General features: G+C 70.3%; 20 protein-coding genes, 1 pseudogene and 1 riboswitch. Of the genes and pseudogenes, 14 read left to right on the forward strand and 7 right to left on the reverse strand.

Features of this window, described 5'->3' with window-relative positions:
• Positions 1–5: 5 nt before the first annotated feature.
• Positions 6–1,742: a DEAD/DEAH box helicase gene (locus QFZ69_RS04980; protein WP_306916034.1), complete on the reverse strand. Its 1,737-nt coding sequence runs from the start codon at positions 1,740–1,742 to the stop codon at positions 6–8.
• Positions 1,743–2,061: 319 nt separating this feature from the next.
• Entirely contained in the window at positions 2,062–3,546 is a 1,485-nt protein-coding gene (locus QFZ69_RS04985) for an RNB domain-containing ribonuclease (RefSeq protein WP_306916035.1), read from the reverse strand.
• Between the two features lie 41 nt (positions 3,547–3,587).
• On the opposite strand from QFZ69_RS04985, the gene QFZ69_RS04990 reads away from it, so the two are divergent.
• A complete protein-coding gene (locus QFZ69_RS04990; RefSeq protein WP_306916036.1) occupies positions 3,588–4,259 on the forward strand; it encodes a ferritin-like fold-containing protein in 672 nt (223 codons plus the stop codon).
• Between the two features lie 20 nt (positions 4,260–4,279).
• On the opposite strand, the gene thiE is transcribed toward QFZ69_RS04990, so the two are convergent.
• Complete coding sequence (gene thiE / locus QFZ69_RS04995) at positions 4,280–4,975, reverse strand: thiamine phosphate synthase (RefSeq protein WP_306916037.1); 696 nt, start codon at positions 4,973–4,975, stop codon at positions 4,280–4,282.
• A gap of 31 nt (positions 4,976–5,006) precedes the next feature.
• A riboswitch (TPP riboswitch) is annotated at positions 5,007–5,125 on the forward strand.
• A 5-nt stretch (positions 5,126–5,130) separates the two neighbouring features.
• On the opposite strand from thiE, the gene thiO reads away from it, so the two are divergent.
• From thiO to QFZ69_RS05015, 4 genes are read left to right on the forward strand one after another with little or no spacing between them, the layout of a single operon-like run.
• Complete coding sequence (gene thiO, locus QFZ69_RS05000; protein WP_306916039.1) at positions 5,131–6,516, forward strand: glycine oxidase ThiO; 1,386 nt, start codon at positions 5,131–5,133, stop codon at positions 6,514–6,516.
• Entirely contained in the window at positions 6,513–6,749 is a 237-nt protein-coding gene (gene thiS, locus QFZ69_RS05005; RefSeq protein ID WP_306916040.1) for a sulfur carrier protein ThiS, read from the forward strand. The genes thiO and thiS overlap by 4 nt, the downstream gene beginning before the upstream one ends.
• A gap of 5 nt (positions 6,750–6,754) precedes the next feature.
• Positions 6,755–7,573, forward strand: coding sequence for a thiazole synthase (locus QFZ69_RS05010; RefSeq protein ID WP_306916042.1), 819 nt, complete (start codon positions 6,755–6,757; stop codon positions 7,571–7,573).
• Between the two features lie 49 nt (positions 7,574–7,622).
• On the forward strand, positions 7,623–8,297 hold the full coding sequence (locus tag QFZ69_RS05015; protein ID WP_306916044.1) for a 4a-hydroxytetrahydrobiopterin dehydratase: 675 nt from the start codon (positions 7,623–7,625) through the stop codon (positions 8,295–8,297).
• Between the two features lie 123 nt (positions 8,298–8,420).
• On the opposite strand, the gene QFZ69_RS05020 is transcribed toward QFZ69_RS05015, so the two are convergent.
• The 3 genes and pseudogenes from QFZ69_RS05020 to QFZ69_RS05030 form a co-directional block, all read right to left on the reverse strand.
• Entirely contained in the window at positions 8,421–8,723 is a 303-nt protein-coding gene (locus tag QFZ69_RS05020) for a hypothetical protein (protein WP_306919598.1), read from the reverse strand.
• Positions 8,724–8,809: 86 nt separating this feature from the next.
• Positions 8,810–9,035, reverse strand: a pseudogene (locus QFZ69_RS05025) (DUF3107 domain-containing protein).
• Positions 9,036–9,087: 52 nt separating this feature from the next.
• A complete protein-coding gene (locus QFZ69_RS05030) occupies positions 9,088–9,756 on the reverse strand; it encodes a TetR/AcrR family transcriptional regulator (protein ID WP_306916047.1) in 669 nt (222 codons plus the stop codon).
• 106 nt (positions 9,757–9,862) lie between these two features.
• Between QFZ69_RS05030 and moeB the strand changes: the two genes are divergently transcribed.
• The gene (gene moeB / locus QFZ69_RS05035) at positions 9,863–11,077 is read left to right on the forward strand and encodes a molybdopterin-synthase adenylyltransferase MoeB (RefSeq protein WP_306999949.1); all 1,215 of its coding nucleotides are present in this window, start codon (positions 9,863–9,865) and stop codon (positions 11,075–11,077) included.
• Positions 11,078–11,190: 113 nt separating this feature from the next.
• On the opposite strand, the gene QFZ69_RS05040 is transcribed toward moeB, so the two are convergent.
• The gene (locus QFZ69_RS05040) at positions 11,191–12,537 is read right to left on the reverse strand and encodes a glutamyl-tRNA reductase (RefSeq protein WP_306916049.1); all 1,347 of its coding nucleotides are present in this window, start codon (positions 12,535–12,537) and stop codon (positions 11,191–11,193) included.
• A gap of 158 nt (positions 12,538–12,695) precedes the next feature.
• Here QFZ69_RS05040 and hemE point away from each other — a divergent pair, with 158 nt between their 5' ends.
• From hemE to hemB, 8 genes are all read left to right on the forward strand, one after another.
• Positions 12,696–13,865, forward strand: coding sequence for a uroporphyrinogen decarboxylase (gene hemE / locus QFZ69_RS05045; RefSeq protein WP_306916051.1), 1,170 nt, complete (start codon positions 12,696–12,698; stop codon positions 13,863–13,865).
• 4 nt (positions 13,866–13,869) lie between these two features.
• Positions 13,870–15,345, forward strand: a complete 1,476-nt coding sequence (gene hemG, locus QFZ69_RS05050) for a protoporphyrinogen oxidase (protein ID WP_306916052.1) — start codon at positions 13,870–13,872, stop codon at positions 15,343–15,345.
• 86 nt (positions 15,346–15,431) lie between these two features.
• Positions 15,432–16,274 carry a hypothetical protein gene (locus tag QFZ69_RS05055; protein WP_306916054.1) on the forward strand — a complete coding sequence of 281 codons (843 nt, stop codon included), beginning with the start codon at positions 15,432–15,434 and terminating at the stop codon, positions 16,272–16,274.
• A gap of 132 nt (positions 16,275–16,406) precedes the next feature.
• Positions 16,407–17,132: a hydrogen peroxide-dependent heme synthase gene (gene hemQ, locus QFZ69_RS05060; protein WP_306916055.1), complete on the forward strand. Its 726-nt coding sequence runs from the start codon at positions 16,407–16,409 to the stop codon at positions 17,130–17,132.
• The gene (locus QFZ69_RS05065) at positions 17,129–18,409 is read left to right on the forward strand and encodes a ferrochelatase (RefSeq protein WP_306916057.1); all 1,281 of its coding nucleotides are present in this window, start codon (positions 17,129–17,131) and stop codon (positions 18,407–18,409) included. Before hemQ ends, QFZ69_RS05065 begins: the two co-directional genes overlap by 4 nt.
• Complete coding sequence (hemC, locus tag QFZ69_RS05070) at positions 18,406–19,404, forward strand: hydroxymethylbilane synthase (protein ID WP_306916058.1); 999 nt, start codon at positions 18,406–18,408, stop codon at positions 19,402–19,404. Before QFZ69_RS05065 ends, hemC begins: the two co-directional genes overlap by 4 nt.
• A 19-nt stretch (positions 19,405–19,423) precedes the next feature.
• Positions 19,424–20,371, forward strand: a complete 948-nt coding sequence (locus QFZ69_RS05075) for a uroporphyrinogen-III synthase (RefSeq protein WP_306916059.1) — start codon at positions 19,424–19,426, stop codon at positions 20,369–20,371.
• Positions 20,368–21,348 carry a porphobilinogen synthase gene (gene hemB / locus QFZ69_RS05080; protein WP_306916061.1) on the forward strand — a complete coding sequence of 327 codons (981 nt, stop codon included), beginning with the start codon at positions 20,368–20,370 and terminating at the stop codon, positions 21,346–21,348. Before QFZ69_RS05075 ends, hemB begins: the two co-directional genes overlap by 4 nt.

A 21,348-nucleotide genomic window follows, 5' to 3' on the forward strand; every position in this document is an offset into this window, starting at 1 on the left:
ACGGGTTAGGCCTCGGCGTTGCTGGGACGGGCGCTGGCCTGCTGGCCTTCGCCGGCGACTACCTCGCCGTTGCGGCGGCGCGTGCGGCGGCGGGCGCGGGTGGCGCGGTCGACCTCGGTCGGGACGCTGGCCGCCTTGGCCGGTGCCTCAGCCGCCGGCCGGTTGCTGGTTTCGGCCTCGGCGGGACGACGACGGCGCTCGCCCGACCGTCCGCCGGATTCTCCGCCGCTGCGCCGGCTGTCGCGGCCGCTGTCCTTGCTACTGCCGCGGCTGCCGTCACGGCCGCCGCTTTGGCCCGCGCGGGCACCGTCGCGGCTGCTGTCCCGGCCGGCGTCGCGGCCGCTGGGGCGGGCGTTCTTCTTGCCGGTCTCGCCCAGGTCCTCAAGGACCTCGGCGTCGACGCCGGCCAGCACACGCTTGTTCCGCGGCAGCCGGCCCTTGGTGCCTTCGGGGATATCCAGTTCCTCAAAGAGGTGCGGGGAGGAGGAATACGTCTCCACCGGCTCCGGGACGCTGAGGCCGAGGGCCTTGTTGATCAGTCCCCAGCGCGGCATGTCATCCCAGTCGACAAAGGTCACGGCCGTGCCCTTGTTCCCGGCCCGGCCGGTGCGGCCGACGCGGTGCAGGTAGATCTTTTCGTCCTCGACGCACTGGTAGTTGATCACGTGCGTGACGTCGTCGACGTCGATGCCGCGGGCGGCGACGTCGGTGGCCACGAGGACATCCACCTTGTTGTTGCGGAAGGCGCGCAGCGCCTGCTCGCGGGCGCCCTGGCCAAGGTCACCGTGGATGGCGGCGGCTGCGAAGCCACGGTCCACCAGCTCCTCGGCAACTTTCGCCGCGGTGCGCTTGGTCTTGGTGAAGATAATGGTGCGGCCGCGGCCCCGGGCCTGCAGGATGCGGGCGACGACCTCGATCTTGTCCATGCTGTGGGCACGGTAGATCAGCTGGCGGATGTCGCGCTTGGTCAGGCCTTCGTCGTCCGGGTCGGCGGCGCGGATGTGCGTCGGCTTCGTCATGTAGCGGCGGGCCATGGCGACGACCGGGCCGGGCATGGTGGCCGAGAACAGCAACGTCTGGCGGACCGCAGGGGTGCCGGCGATGAGCGTCTCGACGTCGGGCAGGAAGCCGAGGTCCAGCATTTCGTCGGCCTCATCAAGGATGACCATCTTGACGTTCTTGAGCACGAGGTGCTTCTGCTTGTAGAGGTCGATCAGGCGGCCGGGGGTGCCGACGACGACCTCGACCCCCTTCTGGAGCGCCTCGACCTGCGGCTCGTAGGCGCGGCCGCCGTAGATCGTGGTGATCCGGGCATTGCGCCTGCGGGCGGCGTTCTGCAGGTCGTTGGCGACCTGGACAGCCAGTTCACGTGTCGGCACGATCACAAGGGCCTGCGGTGCACCGGGGGCGGGCAGCTTGTCGAACCCTTCGTCGTCGGGTCCGATCACGCGCTGCAGGGCCGGAATGCCGAAGCCGAGGGTCTTGCCGGTGCCGGTCTTGGCCTGGCCGATGATGTCGTGGCCGCTCAGGGCCACGGGCAGCGTCATCGCCTGGATCGGGAAGGGGTGGGTGATGCCGGCGTCGGCGAGGGACGCTACGATGTCGGCGCGGACGTTGTAATCGGCGAAGGTCTTCTCGGCGATCTCGTGCGGCATTTCGTCCGAGATGATGGTTTCTTCAGGCTCGAGCGTTTCCGTTCCGGATTCGTCGATCAGAAGCTGGTGCGTGTGCAATTCACTCACTAGGGGAGTTTCCTTATTCATTTTGGGCTGCGCTGCTTGCTCAACGGGGCCGGCCGGAGGCCGTTCCGGAGCACGCTCAGGCGCGCAGGCAATTCCAGTGGAAGCCGATCGCGGGCTATCTAAATGCTGGCACTGGGGACCAGCGGGTCTGTCTCAAGATCGCGTAGGGGCGGGCTTGTTGAATTCGAAAATCAAGGAAATCAACGACCGGGCATCCATATCTACCTTCCCAGTCTAGCCGTACGCGGCCCGGAACCTCGACTGGGCGCACCATGCCCGGCCCGCGCGGCCGGAACGCCGGGCGGATAAACCGGCAGCGTCAGCCCACGAGTTCCAGCCGGATCTCCCCGCTGGCGATGTCCGCCGACAGCACCCGGACCCTGACCTGTGTGCCCGACTCCAGCTCGCCGGGGCACCTGGCGGTCACGGCCGGTTCCGCGATCTGGACCATGCCGGACGGCCCGTTGCCGTTCCCGTTCTTCCCGTTGCCGTTCTTCCCGTTCCCGTTCTTGGCGGGTTTGGAACCGGAGATAACGACGGCGTCGAATTCCTCACCGATGTGGTTGCTCAGCAGCGCCGCCTCCACGATATCCAGGGAGAGCCGCTCCAGCCTGGCCGCGAGCTGGTCCGAGGTCCCCATGATCGAGGGCAGCGAGGGCAGGGCCGCGCGCGCCCAGTCCGGAACGTCCGTGCCATTGCTGAGCGCCTCGCAGATGACGAGCACGAAGCGGTCAATCAGCCGGCGCAGCGGCGCGGTGGCGTGGGCATACGCCGCGCCGATGGCGGACTGGGCAGCGGCCTCCGGAACGCTCCCGTCGAAGGGTGTGTAGCCGGCGCCGCGGAACAGCATGCCGGCCGAGTGCACGATCGCCAGCTGCTGCGGGTCTGTCGGGTCCAGGGTGCGCAGGTATTCGCCGTAGCTCATCTCCCCGTCCCAGGGCTTGCCCAGGGCGCGGGTCTGACGGTGGAAGTGGGCCAGCGAGTTCTCGTCCGGGGCGGGCATGGTGCGGAGGATGCCGACCTTGCCTTCGAGCATGATCCCTGCGGCCGCCATCCCGGTCATGAGCGAAATCTGGGCGTTCCAGTCCTCCACCGGCAGCGGCGGGGCCGCGACGATCCGGTAGCCGCCGTCGGGCAGCTGTTCGATCTCCTGTTCCGGCATATTCAGGCTGGCGCCGCCGCGGAGCCGCTCCAGCTCCACCCGCTTGATCCCGACTTCCTTGAGCAACTGCAGCACGGGCGCCGCGGAGCCGGCGTCGAGCTCCGCCTGGACACCCTGGTAGCTGAGTTTGGCCCGGCTGCGGACGCGGGCCCGGCGCACCAGCACCGAGGAGACCTCGGCGTCGGCATCGAGCTCGAATTCCCAGACGAAAGCGGCGCACAGCTGCCCGGCGAGCAGGCTGCCGGCTTCCTCGCTGATGACCTCCGGATGCAGCGGGATCCGGCCGTCCGGGGTGTAGAAGGTCTGGCCGCGGCGGCGGGTCTCAGCGTCGAGCACCCCGCCGGGGGAGACGAAGGAGGGAACGTCCGCGATGGCGTAGTGCACTTTGTAGCCCGTGCCGGCGCGGGCAATGTGGAGGGCCTGGTCCAGGTCCGTGGAGGACTCCGGATCGATGGTCACGAAGTCGATGTGGGTGAAGTCGAGCTCCGGCAGCTCATGCCCGGCCACGGCCTCCTTGGCTTCCCGCAGGACGTCTTCCGGGAACGGTCCGGGCAGTTCCAGCGTGGTGCGCAGCGCGGTCAGCGCCAGGGCAAGCTGGTTCTCCTGCCGGTGGATGCTGGGGGTCAGGCGATGATGGGACACGAAAATCAGGTTAGCCCGAAATGCGCTATTAGTCTTGGATCATGAGCACATCCCCGGCTGATCCTGCCCGCTACAACAGCTTCCTGAGGGATCTGCTCGGCGTGATGGCCTACGGGGAGCTGTCGGCCTTCGAACGCTTGTCCTCCGATGCCCGCTATTCGCCCACCCTGCACGACCGCGCCGTGCTGGGCAGGATCGCCGTGCTCGAATTCCAGCACTATGAGCTGGTCAGCGCCCGGCTTGATGAAATGGGCCTGGACCCGGAGGTGGCCATGCTCCCCTTCCAGCCTTCCGTGGACCACTTCCACGAGCGCACCCGCCCGGCGGACTGGTTTGAATCGCTCATGAAGGCGTACGTGATCGACACCGTCTCCGCGGATTTCTACCGCGCCGTGGCCCGTCATGTGGACGCCTCGACCCGCCGGCTGGTGGAACGGATCCAGGCCGATGAAGAGGCCACGGCGGTGCTGCGGGACCGGCTCAAGACGGCCCTTGCCGAGGACCCGCGGCTGGCTTCCCGGCTGGCGCTGTGGGCGAGGCGGCTGCTGGGGGAGGTCCTGACCCAGGCCCGGCGGGTCGGCTTCGAGCACGCGTTCCTGGGCGGCCTGATCGGCGAGGACGAGGAGGGGTCCCGGGAATTGGTCCGGGACCTGGCGGCCCAACTCGTGGCCAATCACTCGCGCCGGATGACGCAGCTGGGGCTGGCCGGCTGAGCAGACAGCCCGGACCGGACTCAGTTCTCCGCGGCGTCGAGCGCGGCGAGCAGGGCCCGGGCGGCTGCGGCCGGATCGTCAGCCTCGGTGATCGCCCGGACCACGACGATCCTATGTGCACCCGCTTCCACCACCTGCTCCACGTTCCCCAGGTCAATGCCGCCGATCGCGAACCACGGCACTACCCCCGCGACCTTTCCCTCGTCCGCGGCTTCGGCCCGGCGGATCGCCGCAGCGGCATACCGCACCAGCTCCAGTCCGACGGCGGCGCGGCCCGGCTTGGTGGGAGTGGCCCAGACGGGGCCCACGCAGAAGTAGTCCAGCCCGCTGCGGCCCGGCGAGGCCATGATCGCGGCGTCCACCTGGTCCGTGTCATGCGTGGACAGCCCGATCACGGCCTCCTTGCCGAGGAAGCTCCTGGCGGCCGCGAGCGTGATGTCCTTCTGGCCCACGTGGAACACGGGCGCGCCGGACAGTGCGGCCAGATCCGCGCGGTCGTTGACCGCCCAGAGACGTCCGTGCCGGCGGGCGGACTGCTGCAGGACCTCGAGCAGCTCGAGTTCCTCGGCCGCCTCAAGGGACTTGTCGCGCAGCTGGATGATATCGACGCCGCCGGCAAAGGCGGCATCCACGAAGGACTCAAAGTCGCCGCGGCCCCTGCGGGCATCGGTGCACAGGTACAGGCGGGCGGTGGTGTGGACGTCATCGCGGCTCATGCCCCAAGCCTAGTTCCTCTAAACTGGGCCCATACCGCGGGAGCCCGCTGCAGGACCATGCGCCAACTGGTGTGCGGCACTGCAGGGCTGAGAGGGCATCAGAGCCGACCGCTTGACCTGATCCGGTTAGTACCGGCGTAGGGAAGGAATCCGCCATGGGCACTCCAGCCGGCTTGAGAGATGCGCGCGCCGCGGCGCCGCATGACGCGGCCGCCGGGCAATGTTACGACGTGGCCGTGATCGGCGGCGGCGTCGTCGGGCACGGTATCGCGTGGGAGATGCGTCGCTCGGGCCGGACCGTGGCCCTGATCGACGACGCCCCCGGCACCGGCGCCAGCTGGGCTGCGGCCGGCATGCTTGCCCCGGTGAGTGAACTCCACTACCAGGAGGAGGACCTGCTGGAGCTGATGCTCGAGTCCTCCCGGCTGTGGCCCGACTTCGCGGCGCAGCTCCGGCCCGTCGCCGCGGAACCCTCCGACGGCGGCGGCAACAGGGCAGCCGCCGGAACCGGAGCAGCCAGTGGGACGGGTTACCTCACGACGCCGACCCTCGCCGTCGGCGCCGATGCCGCCGACCGCCGGGTGCTCGCGGACCTCCGGACCGTGCAGGAGGCCTGCGGACTCTCGGTGGAGCCCCTCACCGTGCGCGAGGCCCGCGGACGCGAACCCCTGCTGAGCCCGGGCATTTCCTGCGCCTTCGACATTCCGGCCGACCACCAGGTGGACCCCCGGGCCCTGCTCGCCAGGATCGCGGCGCTGCTGGGGGCGGACAGCGGGAGCCATGCCGTGCAGCGCCGCGCCGCGGGGCTGCTCTGGCAGGACGGACGCGTCGCCGGCGTCAGCCTGGCGGGCGGAGGGGAGGTCCGCGCCGGGGAGACCATCGTGGCCAACGGCCTGGGTGCTGCCGGGCTTGGCGGGCTCCCGCAGGGACTGCGCCTGCCGCTGCGGCCGGTCCACGGCGACATTCTCCGGCTCCGGGTGCCGGCCCGGCTCCGGCCGCTGCTGGGCTCCACCGTGCGGGGCCTGGTCCGCGGCGTGCCGGTGTACATCGTCCCGCGCCAGGACGGCACCGTGGTGATCGGGGCCACCCAGCGCGAAGATGCCCTCGCGGAGCCGGCCGCGTCCGGTGCGGGCGCGGTCTCCGCCGGGGGCGTGTATCAGCTGCTGCGGGACGCCCAGCAGCTGCTGCCCGCCGTCGCCGAATTGGAACTGCTGGAAGCCACCGCCCGGGCCCGGCCTGCGACACCGGACAACGCCCCGCTGCTGGGCCGCGTTGCAGACCTGGCCGCCGGCCGCCCGGCGGACGTCGCGGGAGTTCTTGTCGCTACCGGCTTCTTCCGGCACGGCATCCTGCTGACGCCCGTGGCCGCGCGGATCTGCCGGCAGCTGCTGGACGGCACGGCGGACCCTCGCTGGACCCGCTTCCGGCCGGACAGATTCTCCGCCGGCGCTTCCAATCCGGGCCCCCGGACCCCGATCCCCCGGACCCCGAAACCCCCGTACCCCAGCCCCCACCTCGAGCGCAGCAAGGAAACACCATGAAGATCAGACTCAACGGCCTGGACCACACAGTCCCCGACGGCGCCTCCGTCAGCACCCTGGTCAGCCAGATCACCGGGCGGATGCTGGCCCCGAACGGGCAGGCAGCGGACGGCCGGAAACTCGGCGTCGCCGTTGCCCGCAACGCCGGGGTGGTGCCCCGCAGCCAGTGGCACGGCACGGCGCTCGCCGCCGGGGACGACGTCGAACTGGTTACGGCAGTACAGGGAGGTTGAGCAGCATGGCAGCAACTACACGCACCGCAACTCCGGGGGCATCGCAGGGCACCGGGGATGCGTTCACCGTCGACGGCGTACAGCTGGGTTCCCGGCTGATCATGGGAACCGGCGGGGCGCCGAGCCTCGACGGCCTCGGGGCGGCCCTCGTGGCGTCCGGCACGGAGCTGACCACCGTGGCCATGCGCCGCTACTCGCCTGCCGAGGCCGGTTCCTTGTTCCAGTTACTGGTGGACCACAACATCCGGGTGCTGCCGAACACCGCGGGCTGCTTCACCGCCCGGGACGCCGTGCTGACCGCCGAACTGGCCCGCGAGGCCCTTGAGACGGACTGGGTGAAGCTCGAAGTCATCGCCGACGAGCACACCCTGCTGCCGGATGCCGTGGAACTCGTGGACGCCACCGAGCAGCTCGTGGGACGCGGCTTCAAGGTGTTCGCGTACAGCAACGATGACCCGGTGCTGGCCCTGCGCCTGGAGAATCTTGGCGCCACGGCCGTGATGCCGCTGGGCTCACCCATCGGCACCGGGCTGGGGATCCTCAACCCGCACAACATCGAGCTCATCGTCTCGCGGGCTTCCGTGCCGGTGGTCCTGGACGCCGGCATCGGCACCGCCTCTGACGCGGCGCTGGCCATGGAGCTCGGCTGCGATGCCGTGCTGCTCGCCACCGCGGTGACCCGGGCACAGAATCCGGCGCAGATGGGAGAGGCCTTCAAGCATGCTGTCATCGCCGGTAGGCTGGCGAAAAAGGCCGGCAGGATCCCGCGCCGCGAGCACGCGCTCGCATCCTCGGCCATGGAAGGCCGGGCCGAATTCCTGTAGGTCCCGCACAGGGGCCGGGCCGTCAGGTCCGGCCAGCAAAGGAGTCGTCATGGGAGCCACGGACAAAGTCCTCAACCAGAGCCAGGTCGACGCCGCCCTTGCCGGCCTTCCCGACTTCCGGTACCGCCTGGGCGGACTGGTCACGGTCTACAAGGCGCCGACGTCGGCCGCGGCGCTCGAGCTGATTGCCGGCCTGGGGCGCCAGGCCGAAGAGCAGAACCACCACCCGGACCTGGACTGGCGCTACAACCGGGTCTTTCTTCGGTACAGCTCCCACGACGCCGGCGGCCAGGTCACCCGCAAGGACGTCGAGGCCGCGGCGGCGGCCAGCGCGGCGGCCGCCGCGCTGGGTGCCGCCGCGGAGCCGGGGCTGTACCGCACCGTGGAGGTGGCCATTGATTCCGAGGACCCGGCGGCTATTTCCGAGCTCTGGCGGCTGGCCCTGGGGTACCGCAGGGGAAGCACCGGGGACCTCCGTGACCCGTACGGACGCGGCCCGACCCTCTGGTTCCAGGAGACATCCACGCCCAACCCCAACCGCCTCCATCTCGATATCTATCGCAGCAAGGCCGAATCGGGGCCGGTGCTGGACAAAACGGCGGCCGCCGGGGCGTTAATGAACCGTGACCACGCACCCGCTTGGGTGGTGGTCACGGATGCGCAGGGAAACAGGCTGTGCCTCTGCACCGAAGCAGGCCCCCGACCGGAGCTGCCGGAAGCCTGAACGAGGACTGAACGGCCCGCCTGGATGGCCCGCCTAGATGGGGCTAGCCCGAACGGCCCGCCGATTTGGCCTGCCGGGCCGGCCGGCTGGGTCCGCCCGCCGGGAGGGCCGGCGCGGAGCGCCTTAGAGGCGCAGGATGGCGGTGAGGCGGGCCGTGTCGTGCTGTGTGCGGCGACGGCCCAGGTACAGCGCCACGGCGACGGCGGCCGCCGTGCCGATCACCATGGGCAGGACCCACGGTATCCAGGTCAGGCCGGGCTGGTAGCCCAGTCCCGCCGCCGTGAAAATGATCCAGCTCAGCATCCCCACGGCGACCGCAACACCCGCCGGCACGCTGATGCCGTACTTGGCGTGCCGCTTGTCGTTGGCCCAGACCACGAAGCCGGCGGCCACGGTCACCATCGCAACCACAATCAAGGACAGAATTTTCGAACTCCTACTTCTCGTGGGGCGGCAGTTCCGGGAACGGCGGCCGCAGGGGCGGCTGTTGTTGGAGCGGCGTTGCCGGGTGGCTAGAGGGCGCCGAAACCGACGCGGCGTACCTCTTCGGCGCCGATCTCGACGTAGCCGAGGACGTTGGCGGGGATGATGATCTGGCGGCCCCTTCTCATCGGTGAGGCGGAGCTCGGTGCCCTTCGAGATGGAATCCGCGACGACGGTGGCCAGGGCGTCCGCATCCTGCGTCGACTCCAGGACAATTTCGCGGCCGATGTTCTGAATGCCGATCTTTACTTCCACAGCAAGGCCTCCCAGCCAATCAAAGTTCTAAAACGTGTTCTCTATTTGTAGTCTAGGACTCCTTGGGAAATCGGGAGATTCCGCGCCAAGCTAAACGATAGATCAGGTCGCTGGCGACATCGAGGTCCAGATTCCCGTCAGTTTCCAGCCAGTACCGGGCACTGACCTGCGCCATCCCGGCGAGTCCGCGGCCCAGCAGCTGGGCTTCGAGCTCCGGCAGCTTCGTGTCCTCGGCGATGACACGCGCGACGGCGTCGGCGAAAGTCTTGTTGAACGACTCCAGCCGGGCGCTCACGTCCGGATCGTTGATCAGGTCGGATTCAAAGACGAGACGATGGGCCTGGTCATCGTTGGCAATGAACCGGAAATAGGCGCGCATGACGGCCTGGACCCGCTCGTCGTTGTCGGTGGTGGAGTTCAACGCACCCAGCAGCAGCTCGATGAGCTTGCTCAGGTGGCTGTCCAGCAGCGCCAGGTACAACTCACGCTTGGACGGAAAGTGCTGGTAAAGCACCGGTTTGCTCACCCGCGCGGTTTCTGCGATTTCGTCCATGGCGGCACCGTGGTAGCCGTTGGCAACAAAGACCTCCTGGGCGGCGGCCAGCAACTGCGCCCGGCGTTCGTCGCGGGGGAGACGCGCCGACCGCGGTCCGCCGCTCCGGGGCTGCCCGGACGCCGCCCTGCCGGCGGGGCCATGCTCAACCGGTGCCTGATGAACCACTGTCGGCCTTCTTTCCTTCGCTTTTAGGTCTACTTTACGCGCGGGTAATATGACCTGACGGCATCTTCGGGCATAGATTGAACTATGGCCTCCAAGATCACCGCAAATGCCGCACCCGCAAGCCCGGAACTGCTGCTGGATCCGGCTGCTTGATCCAGTGCCTGGCCCGCTCGTGGAGCCGGCCGAAGGCCTGAGTCCGGACGAAGTGGAACGCTACTCCCGGCACCTGATCATTCCCGAGATCGGGTCGCTCGGCCAGCGCCGGCTGAAGAACGCCAAAGTACTGGTGATCGGCGCCGGCGGCCTCGGCTCGCCGGCGCTGTTGTACCTCGCCGCCGCCGGAGTGGGCACCCTGGGCATCGTCGACGACGACGACGTGGACCTGAGCAACCTCCAGCGGCAGGTGATCCACGGCGTCGCGGACGTCGGCCGGCCCAAGATCGAGTCCGCGCGCGACGCCATCGCGGCGCTGAACCCGCTCGTCGACGTCCGGCTGCACAACGTCCGGCTTGACGCTTCCAACGCCCTGGAGCTGTTCGCCGGCTACGACCTGATCCTCGATGGCGCCGACAACTTCGCCACCCGTTACCTGGTCAACGACGCGGCGGCCATCCTCGGCAAGCCCTACGTCTGGGGCTCGATCTTCCGCTTCGACGGGCAGGTCAGCGTCTTCTGGGAGAAGCACGGACCGACGTACCGGGACCTGTACCCGGAGGCGCCGCCGGCCGGTTCCGTCCCGTCCTGCGGGGAGGGCGGGGTGTTCGGCATGCTCTGCGCGTCCGTCGGCTCGCTGATGGTGACAGAAGCGGTCAAGTTGATCACCGGCGTCGGGCGCTCCCTGCTGGGACGCGTGGCGCTCTTTGATGCCCTCGGCGGAAGCTGGCGCGAAATCAAGGTATCCCGGGACCCGGAGGCGGAACGCGTCACGGAACTCACCGACTATGAGGCGTTCTGCGGCATCACTCCCTCCGCCGGGGCGGGTGCCGAACACACCATCACCGCCACGCAGCTCGCCACCATGCTGGCCTCCCGCGAGGCCGGGCTCAAGGACTTCCAACTCGTGGATGTACGCGAGACCGGGGAGCACGAGATCGTCCGGATCGACGGCGCCGTGCTGATCCCGCAGGGCCGGATCCTGGCCGGGGAAGCCTGGGGGGAGCTGCCGCAGGACGTGGACATCGTGTTCCACTGCAAGGGCGGAACCCGCTCCGCCGCCGTCCTCGCCGCGGCACGCGCCGCCGGCTACGAACGGGTGAGCCACCTCGACGGCGGAATCCTGGCCTGGGTGCGGGATGTGGAACCCGAAAAGCCGGTGTACTGAACATTTCCGGCCGGCTGAACGTGCGGCCGAGGTTGCCGGCAAAGCCGGCCGGCATCAACGCCGGGGGACGGGGCTTGGGCCGGGCCGCCAGCGGATGTCGCGTCAGACGGAAGTTACGCCGTTTCCCGCTTGTCTGCCGTTGGCATCGGTCCGGCCAGGCCGTCGTGGTCGACCGGGCAGGCGGCTTCTGTGGCCCGGGCGGCCGGCTGTTCGACCGTAATGCCGTACAGCGCCTCGAGGGCTGCGACGTAGTCATCCTGCTGGCCGTTGGCGGCGAGTTCGCGGGCGCGGACCGTCGGCACATGGAGCAGCTGCTTGACCATGCGGCGCAAGGCAAACTCGACTTCTTCGGCCGCGGCGGTGCAGCCGTGCCGGGCCCGGACTTTTTCCATTTCCGTGTCCAGGACATTCATGGTGTGCCGGCGCAGCGCGACAATCGCCGAGTCCACGGATCGGGCTTCACGATCCTGTTCAAAGGCACTGGCGGCCCCCGCGACAATGCTGCCCGCCTGCTCCAGCGACTCTGACTGTTCCTGCGGGGCGGCAAGGCGCACGGACTCAAGGGTGAGGAGCTCCACGCCGGCGAGCTCGCCGACGGCGGGATCGAAGTCGTGCGTGAGGGCGAGGTCGATGGCGATCAGCGGCTGCGGCGAGCCGGACCGGACCCGGGCCAGGTCCGAGGCCTCGACCCGGGTGTCGGATCCGCTGCAGCCGATCATGACATCGGCGGCCGCGACGGCGGCCGGGAGGCTCGCCTCGTCCAGGGCCGTGCCCCCGCGGGTGGCGACGAAGCCGGCCGCGCGGCCTGAGGAGGAGTAGACGGAGACGTCCGTGCAGCCGCGTTCGCGCAGCAGCGACATGGTGGCCCCGGCATAGGCTCCGGTGCCGAAGACCACGGCCTTCTTGCTGGACCAGTCCGGGTCCTCGGAGAGTTCAGTGGCGAGGTCCAGGGCCACGGAGACGATTGAGAGGCCCCGGGAGCCGAGGGCAGTCTGCGCGCCGACGTCCTTGGCGGTCTTGGACGCGGCCTGGAACAGCCGGACAAGGCCGGAGCTGGCCGTGCCTTCGTGCTGGGCGGTGATCAGGGCCCGGCGGACCTGGCCCGCGATTTCGCGTTCACCGACGACGGCGGAGTCCAGACCGGAGCTGACCGAGAACAGGTGCCGGCTGACGTCGGAGCCGGTCCGGGTGCTGAAGGATCGCGAGACGAGATGTTCGTTGAGCCCGGTGGAGCCGCTGATCTGGGAGATGAGGGCGGCGCGGGCGGCCTCGACATCGTCGGGACGCGGCGCCTCGCCGTAGATTTCGAAGCGGTTGCAGGTGGCAAGGACAATGGCACCCGCCACGGCCGGCGATCCGGCAAGGGCGGATGTGGCGAGCTCTGAAGCGCCGGTGCTCAGTTGAGCAACGGTCTCGAGGTCGATGTCGGCGTGAGTCGCCACCAGTGAGAAAAGAACCACAGCAGAACAATCATAGCTTTGACGTCACCGCGCCGAACAACAATGCGCCGCGGAACCGCGCACGCTGCCCTGTGATTCCCGCCACGGGAGCACCCGCAATCGCCGCTGTGACAGGTTGTCATTATCTTTTGAAGCCGATTTTGGGCACAATCGAAGTCATGACTCCCAGCCCTGCGGCCACAGACGGCACGTCCCGGATGAGCACGTCGCACCTCCACTCCTCAACCGCCGGTTCGTCCATTGGATCAGAAGCAGATGGCCGCCCCGGTCTCCCTGCCGATCACCCGCTGATGGACGGCCGCACCGCGGATTCCCCGCTCATCACCGCCTACCGCGGCGGCACGCCATCCCGTCGTCCGGTCTGGTTCATGCGGCAGGCGGGGCGCTCGCTGCCCGAATACCTCAAGGTCCGCGAAGGCGTGGCCATGCTGGACTCCTGCCTGCGCCCCGAGCTTGCCTCCGAGATCACCCTGCAGCCGGTGCGACGCCACGATGTTGATGCGGCCATCTTCTTCTCGGACATCGTGATCCCGCTCAAGCTGGCCGGCGTCGGAGTGGACATTGTTCCCGGCGTGGGACCCGTGCTGGACAAGCCGGTGCGCACCGCCGCGGACGTCGCCGCCTTGCCGCAGCTGACCTGGGAAGCCCTCGAGCCCATCCGCGAAGCCGTCCGGCTTACGGTGGCCGAACTGGGCAGCACCCCGCTGATCGGCTTCGCCGGTGCCCCGTTCACGCTCGCGGCCTACATGGTCGAAGGCAAACCGTCCCGCGACCACCTCGGCCCGCGCACCATGATGCACGCGGACCCCGGGACCTGGACCGCGCTGGCCAACTGGGCGGCCGACGCGTCCGGAATGTTCCTGCGGGCCCAGCTGGAGGCGGGCGCTTCGGCCGCCCAGCTCTTCGATTCCTGGGCCGGTTCGCTGGGGTTGGCGGACTACGAGCGCTTCGTGGCCCCGGCGTCGTCGCGTGCCCTGGACCATGTCCGGCACCTCGGCGCCCCGCTGATCCACTTCGGCACCGGCACCTCGGAACTGCTCGTGGCCATGCGCGACGTCGGCGTCGACGTCGTGGGCGTGGACTACCGGCTGCCGCTCGACGAGGCGAACCGCCGCCTGGGCGGAACGGTGCCGCTGCAGGGCAACATCGACCCGGCCCTGCTGTCCGCACCCTGGGAGGTCCTGGAAGCCCACGTCCGGGAGGTCATTGCCGCCGGCGCGTCGGCTCCCGGGCATGTGCTGAACCTCGGTCACGGGGTCCCGCCGGAAACGGATCCGACGGTGCTGACGCGCGTCGTCGAACTGATTCACTCGATTTCCCCGGCGTAGCGGCATGGGCGCAGCTGAGCGCGGCCGCGGCCTCACTGCCGTCGTGGTGGGCGGGGGGATCTCCGGCCTGCTGGCCGCCCGCGAGCTGGCCTGCGCCGGTGTCAGCACCACCGTGCTGGAGGCTTCCAAGGAATGGGGCGGCTGCGTCGGCAGCCATGTCGTCGGCGGCCTGACCCTGGACAGCGGCGCCGAATCCTTCGCCACCCGCTCCTCGGCTGTGGCGGACCTCGCCGCCGAGCTGGGTCTCGCGGCCGAGATCGTGGCGCCGGACCCCGGGGGCGCCTGGGTCCAGCTCCCCGACGGTCCCCGCGAACTGCCCCGAACCGGTGTGCTCGGCATCCCGGCCAACCCCTGGGATCCCGAAGTCCGGCGTTCCCTCGGCATGCTGGGCTCGCTCCGCGCCTCGCTCGATGCCCTCCTTCCGGCCTCGCTCGGCACCGGCAGCGGGGACACGAGCGTCTCGGCGCTGGTCCGCGCCCGGATGGGGCGGCGTGTCCTGGAGCGTCTCGTGGCGCCGGTCGTCGGCGGGGTGCACTCGGCCGACCCGGCCGTGCTCGACGTGGATATGGTGGCGCCGGGACTGCGCGCCGGAATCAGGCAACACGGGTCCCTCGCCGCCGCTGTCGCCGCCCAGCGCCGGGGAACCCCCGGTGCGGAGCCCGGCAACAGCAGCGCCGGGGCCGGTGCGGCCAAACCCGCCCTGCAGAAAGCAGGCTCGGCCGTGGCGGGTCTCCGGGGCGGAATGCACACGCTTATTTCCGCGCTCGTGGCCGATCTCCGGGAACGCGGCGTGACGCTGCTACCCAGCACCCGGGCCGATACCATCGAGCGAACTGCCGCGGGCTGGCGGGTCCGGTCCGGGGACCTCGCCTACGACGCCGGGCTGCTGGTCGTCGCGGTCGAAGGTCCGGCCGCCGTCGGGCTGCTTTCCGGGGCTCTGCCGGAGCTGGCGAGCCGCCGCCCCGCCGCCGGACCGGACGTCAGCCTGGTCACCCTCGTGGTGGACCAGCCGGAACTCGACTCCGCCCCGCGCGGCACCGGGATCCTGGTGGCGCCGCAGAGTCCGGGCATCGCGGCCAAGGCCCTCACCCATGCCACCGCGAAGTGGCGCTGGCTTGCCGGCCAGACCGCCCCCGGCACCCATGTCCTCCGTCTGTCCTACGGGCGCGGGACGCGGCCCGCCGACGGATCCGCCACGGACCCCCGGACCGACGCCGAACTGTTCGACACCGCCTTGCAGGATGCCTCGGCCCTGCTCGCCGTTCCGGTCCGGCCCGGCGCAGTCCTGGCCTGGGACGTGGTGCGCTGGTCCGGGGCCCTGCCGTTCGCGTCCCTCGGGCACAAGCGCCGCGTCGCCGACGTCCAGGAGATCTGCGCTGCAGACGGCACCCTCGCCGTCGTGGGCGGCTGGCTGTCCGGCAACGGGCTCGCCGCGATCGTCGCCGACACGCCGAAAGTGCTGCGCACCCTGTTGCCGTGATCGCCGCTTCCGGCCGCCGCTGAGCATGCCCACCGGCCGGCAGTCAAAATTCCCCCCGGACCTGATCCCGGTTAGGGTCGATGACCATGGTTATTCACAGGTCCAACGATTCCAGGCCCCGAGCGCGGACGCAGGCCGGCCGCCATCGGGGACTCCGCCGCGGCCTGGCAGCTGTCGCGCTCGGTGCGGTGCTGGCCGGGTCGGCAGGAGTTCCTGCCGCACATGCCGCAACCGGAGTCCTGGCCCCCTCGGCAACGACAGCGGGGGGTTCGCTGTCGGTCGGTCTCGACGGGCTGCTCGATAACGTGCTCGGTTCGCCGCAACCGACGCCGTCGCAACAGCCCACCTCGTCCGAACAGCCGACGTCATCACCGGAGCCGACGCCGACGAACCCGGCACCCTCGCAGCAGCCCGGGCAGGACGAAGACGACGACGACGACGAGGCGGCCGCGCCGGACCGGACGGCGGAACCGTCCCCGACGCAGTCCGGCAGCGCACCGCCGGAGGCTCCCCAGGACGCCCCGCCGTCCGAAGGCCAGCCGCCCGCACCGCAGCCTGCCGCCCCGGCCGCGGAGGGCACTGCCGCGGACGGCACCGCCGCTGTCCAGCCCGGCAGCGGTGCGGCGCCAGGCCGGGAACCGTCTCCCGCCGGCCGGAACGCCGCCGGGGATCCGGCTCCCGGGACGACCGCCCCGCCCGGAACAGCCGGAACGCCGACACCGGCCGGCTCCGACTTAGTCCCGACGTCGGAGCCCGGGCCGGCGCGGACGGCGGTTCAGTCCGGGACCAACGGCCGCTCCGGCAGCACCTCGCTGAAGGCCACCTCCGCCGAAGAATCCGGCACCTCCCCGCTGCTCGGCTGGGGAATAGGCCTCGTCGGGCTGTCCGTGATCGCCGGCGTCGTCCTCACCAGACTGCGCAAGGTCTGAGCGAAACGCAGCCGGGGACGTCGGCGCCTGGACCACGGCGCCCGGACCCCAAAGTGTGAAATCCAGCACTTCTACGCGTTGTAGAAGTTCTCGGTTTCGACTTCGCTGAAGGGAAGAGGCAGACTGGTATCCATGAGCCACACTTCTGCCGAATCTGTCACTAAAACCGGATCAGTCACCGAATCAGCAACCGAAGAATCCACCGAGCAGTTCTTCACGCTCTGGACGGTCTTCAAGCGCTCCGCCGACGTCCTGCGCAGCGGCGATGCTGCCGAGGAGTTCGAGGCACTGACGGCCCGGCTGGCCGATGCAGGAGTGGTACACCGCGGCAGCTACGACGTTTCCGCCATGCGGGCGGACGCGGACATCATGGTGTGGCTGCACGGGCCCCAGCCGGAGGCCCTGCAGCGGGCGGTCCGGGATATCCGGCGCAGCAAGCTCTTCGCGGGCACCGAGATCACCTGGTCCGCGATGGGCGTGCACCGCGAGGCCGAGTTCGCCAAGAACCACACGCCCGCCTACTCCCGCGGCGTGGCACCGGCAGAATGGCTCTGCGTCTACCCCTTCGTCCGCTCGTACGAGTGGTACCTGCTGCCCGACGCCGAGCGCGGCGCCATGCTCCGCGACCACGGCATGCTGGGCCGCGAGTTCCCCCAGGTCATCTCCAACACCGTCTCCTCCTTCGCCCTGGGCGACTGGGAATGGATTCTCGGCCTGGAAGCCCCCGAACTCGTGGACCTCGTGGACCTGATGCGACACCTCCGCGCCACCGAGGCCCGCCACCACGTCCGCGAGGAAATCCCCTTCTACACCGGCCGCCGCGTCACCGCCGCCGAAATCGCCGAGGTCCTTGCATGAGCCCACTCGATCCCCAGGGATCCGCTCCCCAGGTGACCGCCGTCAACCCGGTCACCGAGACCGGCCGGATGGCCCCCAAGGACTACGACGCCGTGCTCCTCGCCTCCTTCGGCGGCCCCGAAGGCCAGGACGACGTTCTTCCGTTCCTCCGCAACGTCACCCGCGGCCGCGGCATCCCGGACGAGCGGCTCGAAGCCGTCTCGCACCACTACCGCGCGAACGGCGGCATCAGCCCGATCAACCAGCAGAACCGCGAGCTGAAGGCCGGCATCGAGGCCGAACTCGCCTCCCGCGGCATCGAACTGCCGGTGTTCTGGGGCAACCGCAACTGGGACCCGTACATCCCGCAGACGCTTCAGGACATCTACGACGCCGGGCACCGCAAGGTCCTGATGCTCACCACGAGTGCCTACTCCTGCTATTCCAGCTGCCGCCAGTACCGCGAGGACATCGGCATGGCGCTGACCGAGACCGGCCTCGACGGGAAACTCGAGGTGGACAAGGTGCGGCAGTACTTCGACCACCCGGGTTTCGTGGAGCCGTTCATCGAGGGCACCGCGGCCGGCCTCGCCGACGTCCGTGCCCGGCTGGCGGCGGCCGGCACCCCGGACGGCCCGGTGCACATCCTGTTCGCAACGCATTCCATCCCGACCCGCGATGCCGAAGCCGCCGGACGCTCCGCTGAGGAGCCCCGCCACTTCGCGGAGGACTCCGCCTACGCCGCCCAGCACCTGGCCTCCGGCGCCGAGATCATCCGCCGGGTGGAAACCGGGTCCGGCCTGACCGCCCCGTGGTCGCTCGTCTACCAGTCCCGCTCCGGCGCACCGCACGTGCCGTGGCTGGAACCGGACATCAACGACGCCATCGAGGAGCTCGCGGGCAAGGGAGTCAAGGGCGTCGTGATCGTGCCGCTGGGCTTCGTCAGCGACCACATGGAAGTCATCTGGGACCTCGACACCGAGGCGCTGGAGACCTGCGCCAGGCTCGGGCTTGCCGCCACCCGCGTCCCCACCCCCGGAACGCACCGGACTTTCGTCGGCGGGCTCGTGGACCTGATCTGTGAGCGGACTGCCGCGAACAACATCGCCGACCGGCCGCACCTGACCACGCTCGGCCCCTGGTACGACGTGTGCCGGCCCGGCTGCTGCGCCAACTTCCGCGAGGGGAAGCCTGCCATCGCCGAAGCCGACACCACCGTCGGGACCGGCCACGATCCCTACCCGGCAGCATCCGCCGCCGGCACTTCCGCCCTGGCGGCAGGTCGGGGGACCCCGTGACCGTCCGGATCGGCACCCGCGCCAGCAGGCTCGCCCTCACCCAGACGCAGCAGACCGCGGACCAGCTTTCCGCCGTCGGCGGGTTCCCGGTGGAACTCGTCCACATCAAGACCGAGGGCGATGTGCTCCCCGGCTCGCTGTCCCAGCTGGGCGGCACCGGCGTCTTCGTCGCCGCGCTGCGCGAGGCCCTGCTGCAGGACAGATGCGATGTCGCCGTGCATTCGCTCAAGGACCTGCCTACCGGTCCCGCCCTCGGGTTGAGCCTTGCGGCGACGCCGAAACGCGCCGATGTCCGGGACGTGCTCTGCGCCCGCGACGGCCTCAAGCTCGCCGATCTGCCCGCCGGGGCCACCGTCGGCACCGGCTCGCCGCGGCGGGGCGCCCAGCTGCGCGCCGCGCGTCCGGACCTGGTCATCCGGGACATCCGCGGCAACGTGGACACCCGGCTGGGCCGGGTCCCCGGGCTGCCGGGCAACAGCACCGACACGGTCGTGGACGGCAAGTCCTGCGATCTCGACGCCGTCGTCCTCGCCGCCGCCGGGCTGCACCGGATCGGCCGGCTGGACGCCATCAGCGAATACCTCGAGACCGGCATCATGCTGCCGGCCGCCGGGCAAGGGTCGCTGGCGATCGAATGCCGCACCGCCGACGCCCCCCGCAAGGCGGGATCGACCGAAGGCTCCCAAGGTGTGCTGGCGCAGGCCCTCGCCGCCCTCGACGATCCGGACACCCGGCTCGCCGTCACGGCAGAACGCGCCTTGCTGGCCCGGCTGGAGGCCGGATGCGCCGCGCCGGTGGGCGCCTACGCCTACCGCAAGGGCAGCATGCTGCACCTCGAAGCCGTCGTCTGTGCGGTCGACGGCACGGCCACCATGCGGGACAAGCTTGCCACCGACGGTCTCACCGAAGTCGGGGCAACGCTGCTGGGGATCGAGCTGGCGGAGGTCCTGCTCGCCCGGGGAGCCGCCGACATCGCGGACCTCAGCGCGTCCTGAACCGCGGGATCAACGGTTCATGGGAGGGTACAGCGACCGCAACGGTGCGGACGGGCCACACGGCATGAGCGTGCCCGACGGAGCCCGGGTGCTGGTTGCCCGCAGCCCGGACCGGGCCGGGGAACTCGTTACGGCCCTGCGCCGGGTCGGCGCGGATCCGCTGCTGCTGCCGCTGATCGACTTCGAGCTCGCCCGCGACCAGCATTCCTTCGACGTCACCTTCGATGCCCTCGGCGCCGGCGCCTACAACTGGCTCGTGGTCAGCAGCGTGACCGCCGTCCAGGCACTCGAGGCCAAGGCAGCCGAGCGCGGCGTGGAGCTGGCCAGCTGGTTGCCCGGCAGCGTCCAGGTGGCAACGATCGGGCCGGCCACCCGGCGGGTGCTCGAGGCGCGCGGAATCGCCGTCGACCTGGCCCCGACCGGCCGCCAGTCCGGCGCCGGCCTGCTCGAAATCTGGCCGGAGGGCCAGGGCACTGTGCTGCTGCCGCAGGCCGACATCGCCGACGCCCGGCTCCGGCGCGGCCTCGCCGCCCGGGGCGCGCTCGTCCAGGCCGTCACCGCCTACCACACCGTGGACTACCCGGCCGATCCCGGCCGCCGCCTGCCCGATTGCCCGCCCGTCCCCGGCGCGCCCGGCACCGCGGCCGGCCCGGCCGCGGTGCTCACCGCCACCGAAGCCAGAGCCGAAATCGCCGCCGGCAGCCTGCAGGCCGTCGTCGCCGCCTCGCCCAGCGCAGCCCGCCGCATCCACGCCGACCTCGCACCGCTGGGAGCGTGCCGGTTCGTCGCGATCGGGCGTTCGACGGCGGCGGAGGCGGAAGCGCTCGGGCTCACCGTTGCTTCCGTCGCCGAGGAGCCGACGGCGTCGGGCCTGGTGGCCGCCGTCGTGGAGTCCCTCGCGGCGTTGCCAGCCCCTTCACCATCGCAGCCGCCCGCCGCAGAGCCCACCGCAAAGGACCCAGCATGAGCTTTCCGACCCACCGTCCCCGCCGCCTCCGCACCACCCCGGCAATGCGCCGGCTCACCGCCGAACACCGTCTCTCGGCCGCGGAGCTGATCCTGCCGGCCTTCATCCGGGAGGGCCTGGCGGAGCCGAACCCGATTGCCTCGATGCCCGGCGTGCAGCAGCACACCACGGATTCGCTCAAGCGCGCCGCCGCCGAGGCCGTGCGGCTGGGTGTCGGCGGCATCATGCTGTTCGGGGTCCCCGCGCAACGGGACGCCCGGGGCACGGCCTCGCTGGACCCGGACGGCGTGCTGAACAAGGCCATCCGGGACGTCCGGGCCGAGGTCGGCGACGAGCTCGTGGTCATGAGCGATGTCTGCCTGGACGAATTCACGGACCACGGCCACTGCGGTGTCCTCGATGCCCACGGGTACGTGGACAACGACGCCACCCTGGAGATCTACGGCCGGATGGCGGTGGCGCAGGCGGAGGCCGGAGCCCACGTCCTCGGCCCCTCCGGGATGATGGACGGCCAGGTGGCGGTCATCCGGCAGGCCCTGGAGGAAGCGGGCCACGCCAACACCGCGGTCGTGGCCTACGCCGCCAAATACGCCTCGGCGTTCTACGGCCCCTTCCGCGAAGCCGTCGACTCGCAGCTGAAGGGGGACCGGCGCACCTACCAGATGGAGTCCGCCAACCGCCGCGAAGCCATCCTCGAGGTGGAACTGGACCTCGCCGAGGGCGCGGACATGGTCATGGTGAAACCCGCCATGAGCTACCTCGACATCCTGGCCGACGTCGCCGCCATGAGCCCCGTGCCGGTCGCGGCCTACCAGATCTCGGGCGAGTACGCGATGATCGAGGCGGCGGCGGCCAACGGCTGGATCGACCGGCGCGCCGCGATCACCGAATCCGTCCTGGGCATCAGGCGGGCCGGCGCCAACATGGTGCTGACGTACTGGGCCAGCGAACTCGCCGGCTGGCTGAAGGAGTCCTGA

It is taken from the genome of Arthrobacter sp. V1I7 (assembly GCF_030817015.1).
GTDB lineage: Bacteria > Actinomycetota > Actinomycetes > Actinomycetales > Micrococcaceae > Arthrobacter.

Excerpts from the sequence above, each read along its gene's own strand:
- QFZ69_RS04990 (WP_306916036.1), top strand. The coding sequence starts at position 3,588 with ATGAGCACATCCCCGGCTGATCCTGCCCGCTACAACAGCTTCCTGAGG.
- thiE (WP_306916037.1), bottom strand. The coding sequence starts at position 4,975 with ATGAGCCGCGATGACGTCCACACCACCGCCCGCCTGTACCTGTGCACC.
- thiO (WP_306916039.1), top strand. The coding sequence starts at position 5,131 with ATGGGCACTCCAGCCGGCTTGAGAGATGCGCGCGCCGCGGCGCCGCAT.
- thiS (WP_306916040.1), top strand. The coding sequence starts at position 6,513 with ATGAAGATCAGACTCAACGGCCTGGACCACACAGTCCCCGACGGCGCC.
- QFZ69_RS05010 (WP_306916042.1), top strand. The coding sequence starts at position 6,755 with ATGGCAGCAACTACACGCACCGCAACTCCGGGGGCATCGCAGGGCACC.
- QFZ69_RS05015 (WP_306916044.1), top strand. The coding sequence starts at position 7,623 with ATGGGAGCCACGGACAAAGTCCTCAACCAGAGCCAGGTCGACGCCGCC.
- moeB (WP_306999949.1), top strand. The coding sequence starts at position 9,863 with ATGCCGCACCCGCAAGCCCGGAACTGCTGCTGGATCCGGCTGCTTGAT.
- hemE (WP_306916051.1), top strand. The coding sequence starts at position 12,696 with ATGACTCCCAGCCCTGCGGCCACAGACGGCACGTCCCGGATGAGCACG.
- hemG (WP_306916052.1), top strand. The coding sequence starts at position 13,870 with ATGGGCGCAGCTGAGCGCGGCCGCGGCCTCACTGCCGTCGTGGTGGGC.
- QFZ69_RS05055 (WP_306916054.1), top strand. The coding sequence starts at position 15,432 with ATGGTTATTCACAGGTCCAACGATTCCAGGCCCCGAGCGCGGACGCAG.
- hemQ (WP_306916055.1), top strand. The coding sequence starts at position 16,407 with ATGAGCCACACTTCTGCCGAATCTGTCACTAAAACCGGATCAGTCACC.
- QFZ69_RS05065 (WP_306916057.1), top strand. The coding sequence starts at position 17,129 with ATGAGCCCACTCGATCCCCAGGGATCCGCTCCCCAGGTGACCGCCGTC.
- QFZ69_RS05075 (WP_306916059.1), top strand. The coding sequence starts at position 19,424 with ATGGGAGGGTACAGCGACCGCAACGGTGCGGACGGGCCACACGGCATG.
- hemB (WP_306916061.1), top strand. The coding sequence starts at position 20,368 with ATGAGCTTTCCGACCCACCGTCCCCGCCGCCTCCGCACCACCCCGGCA.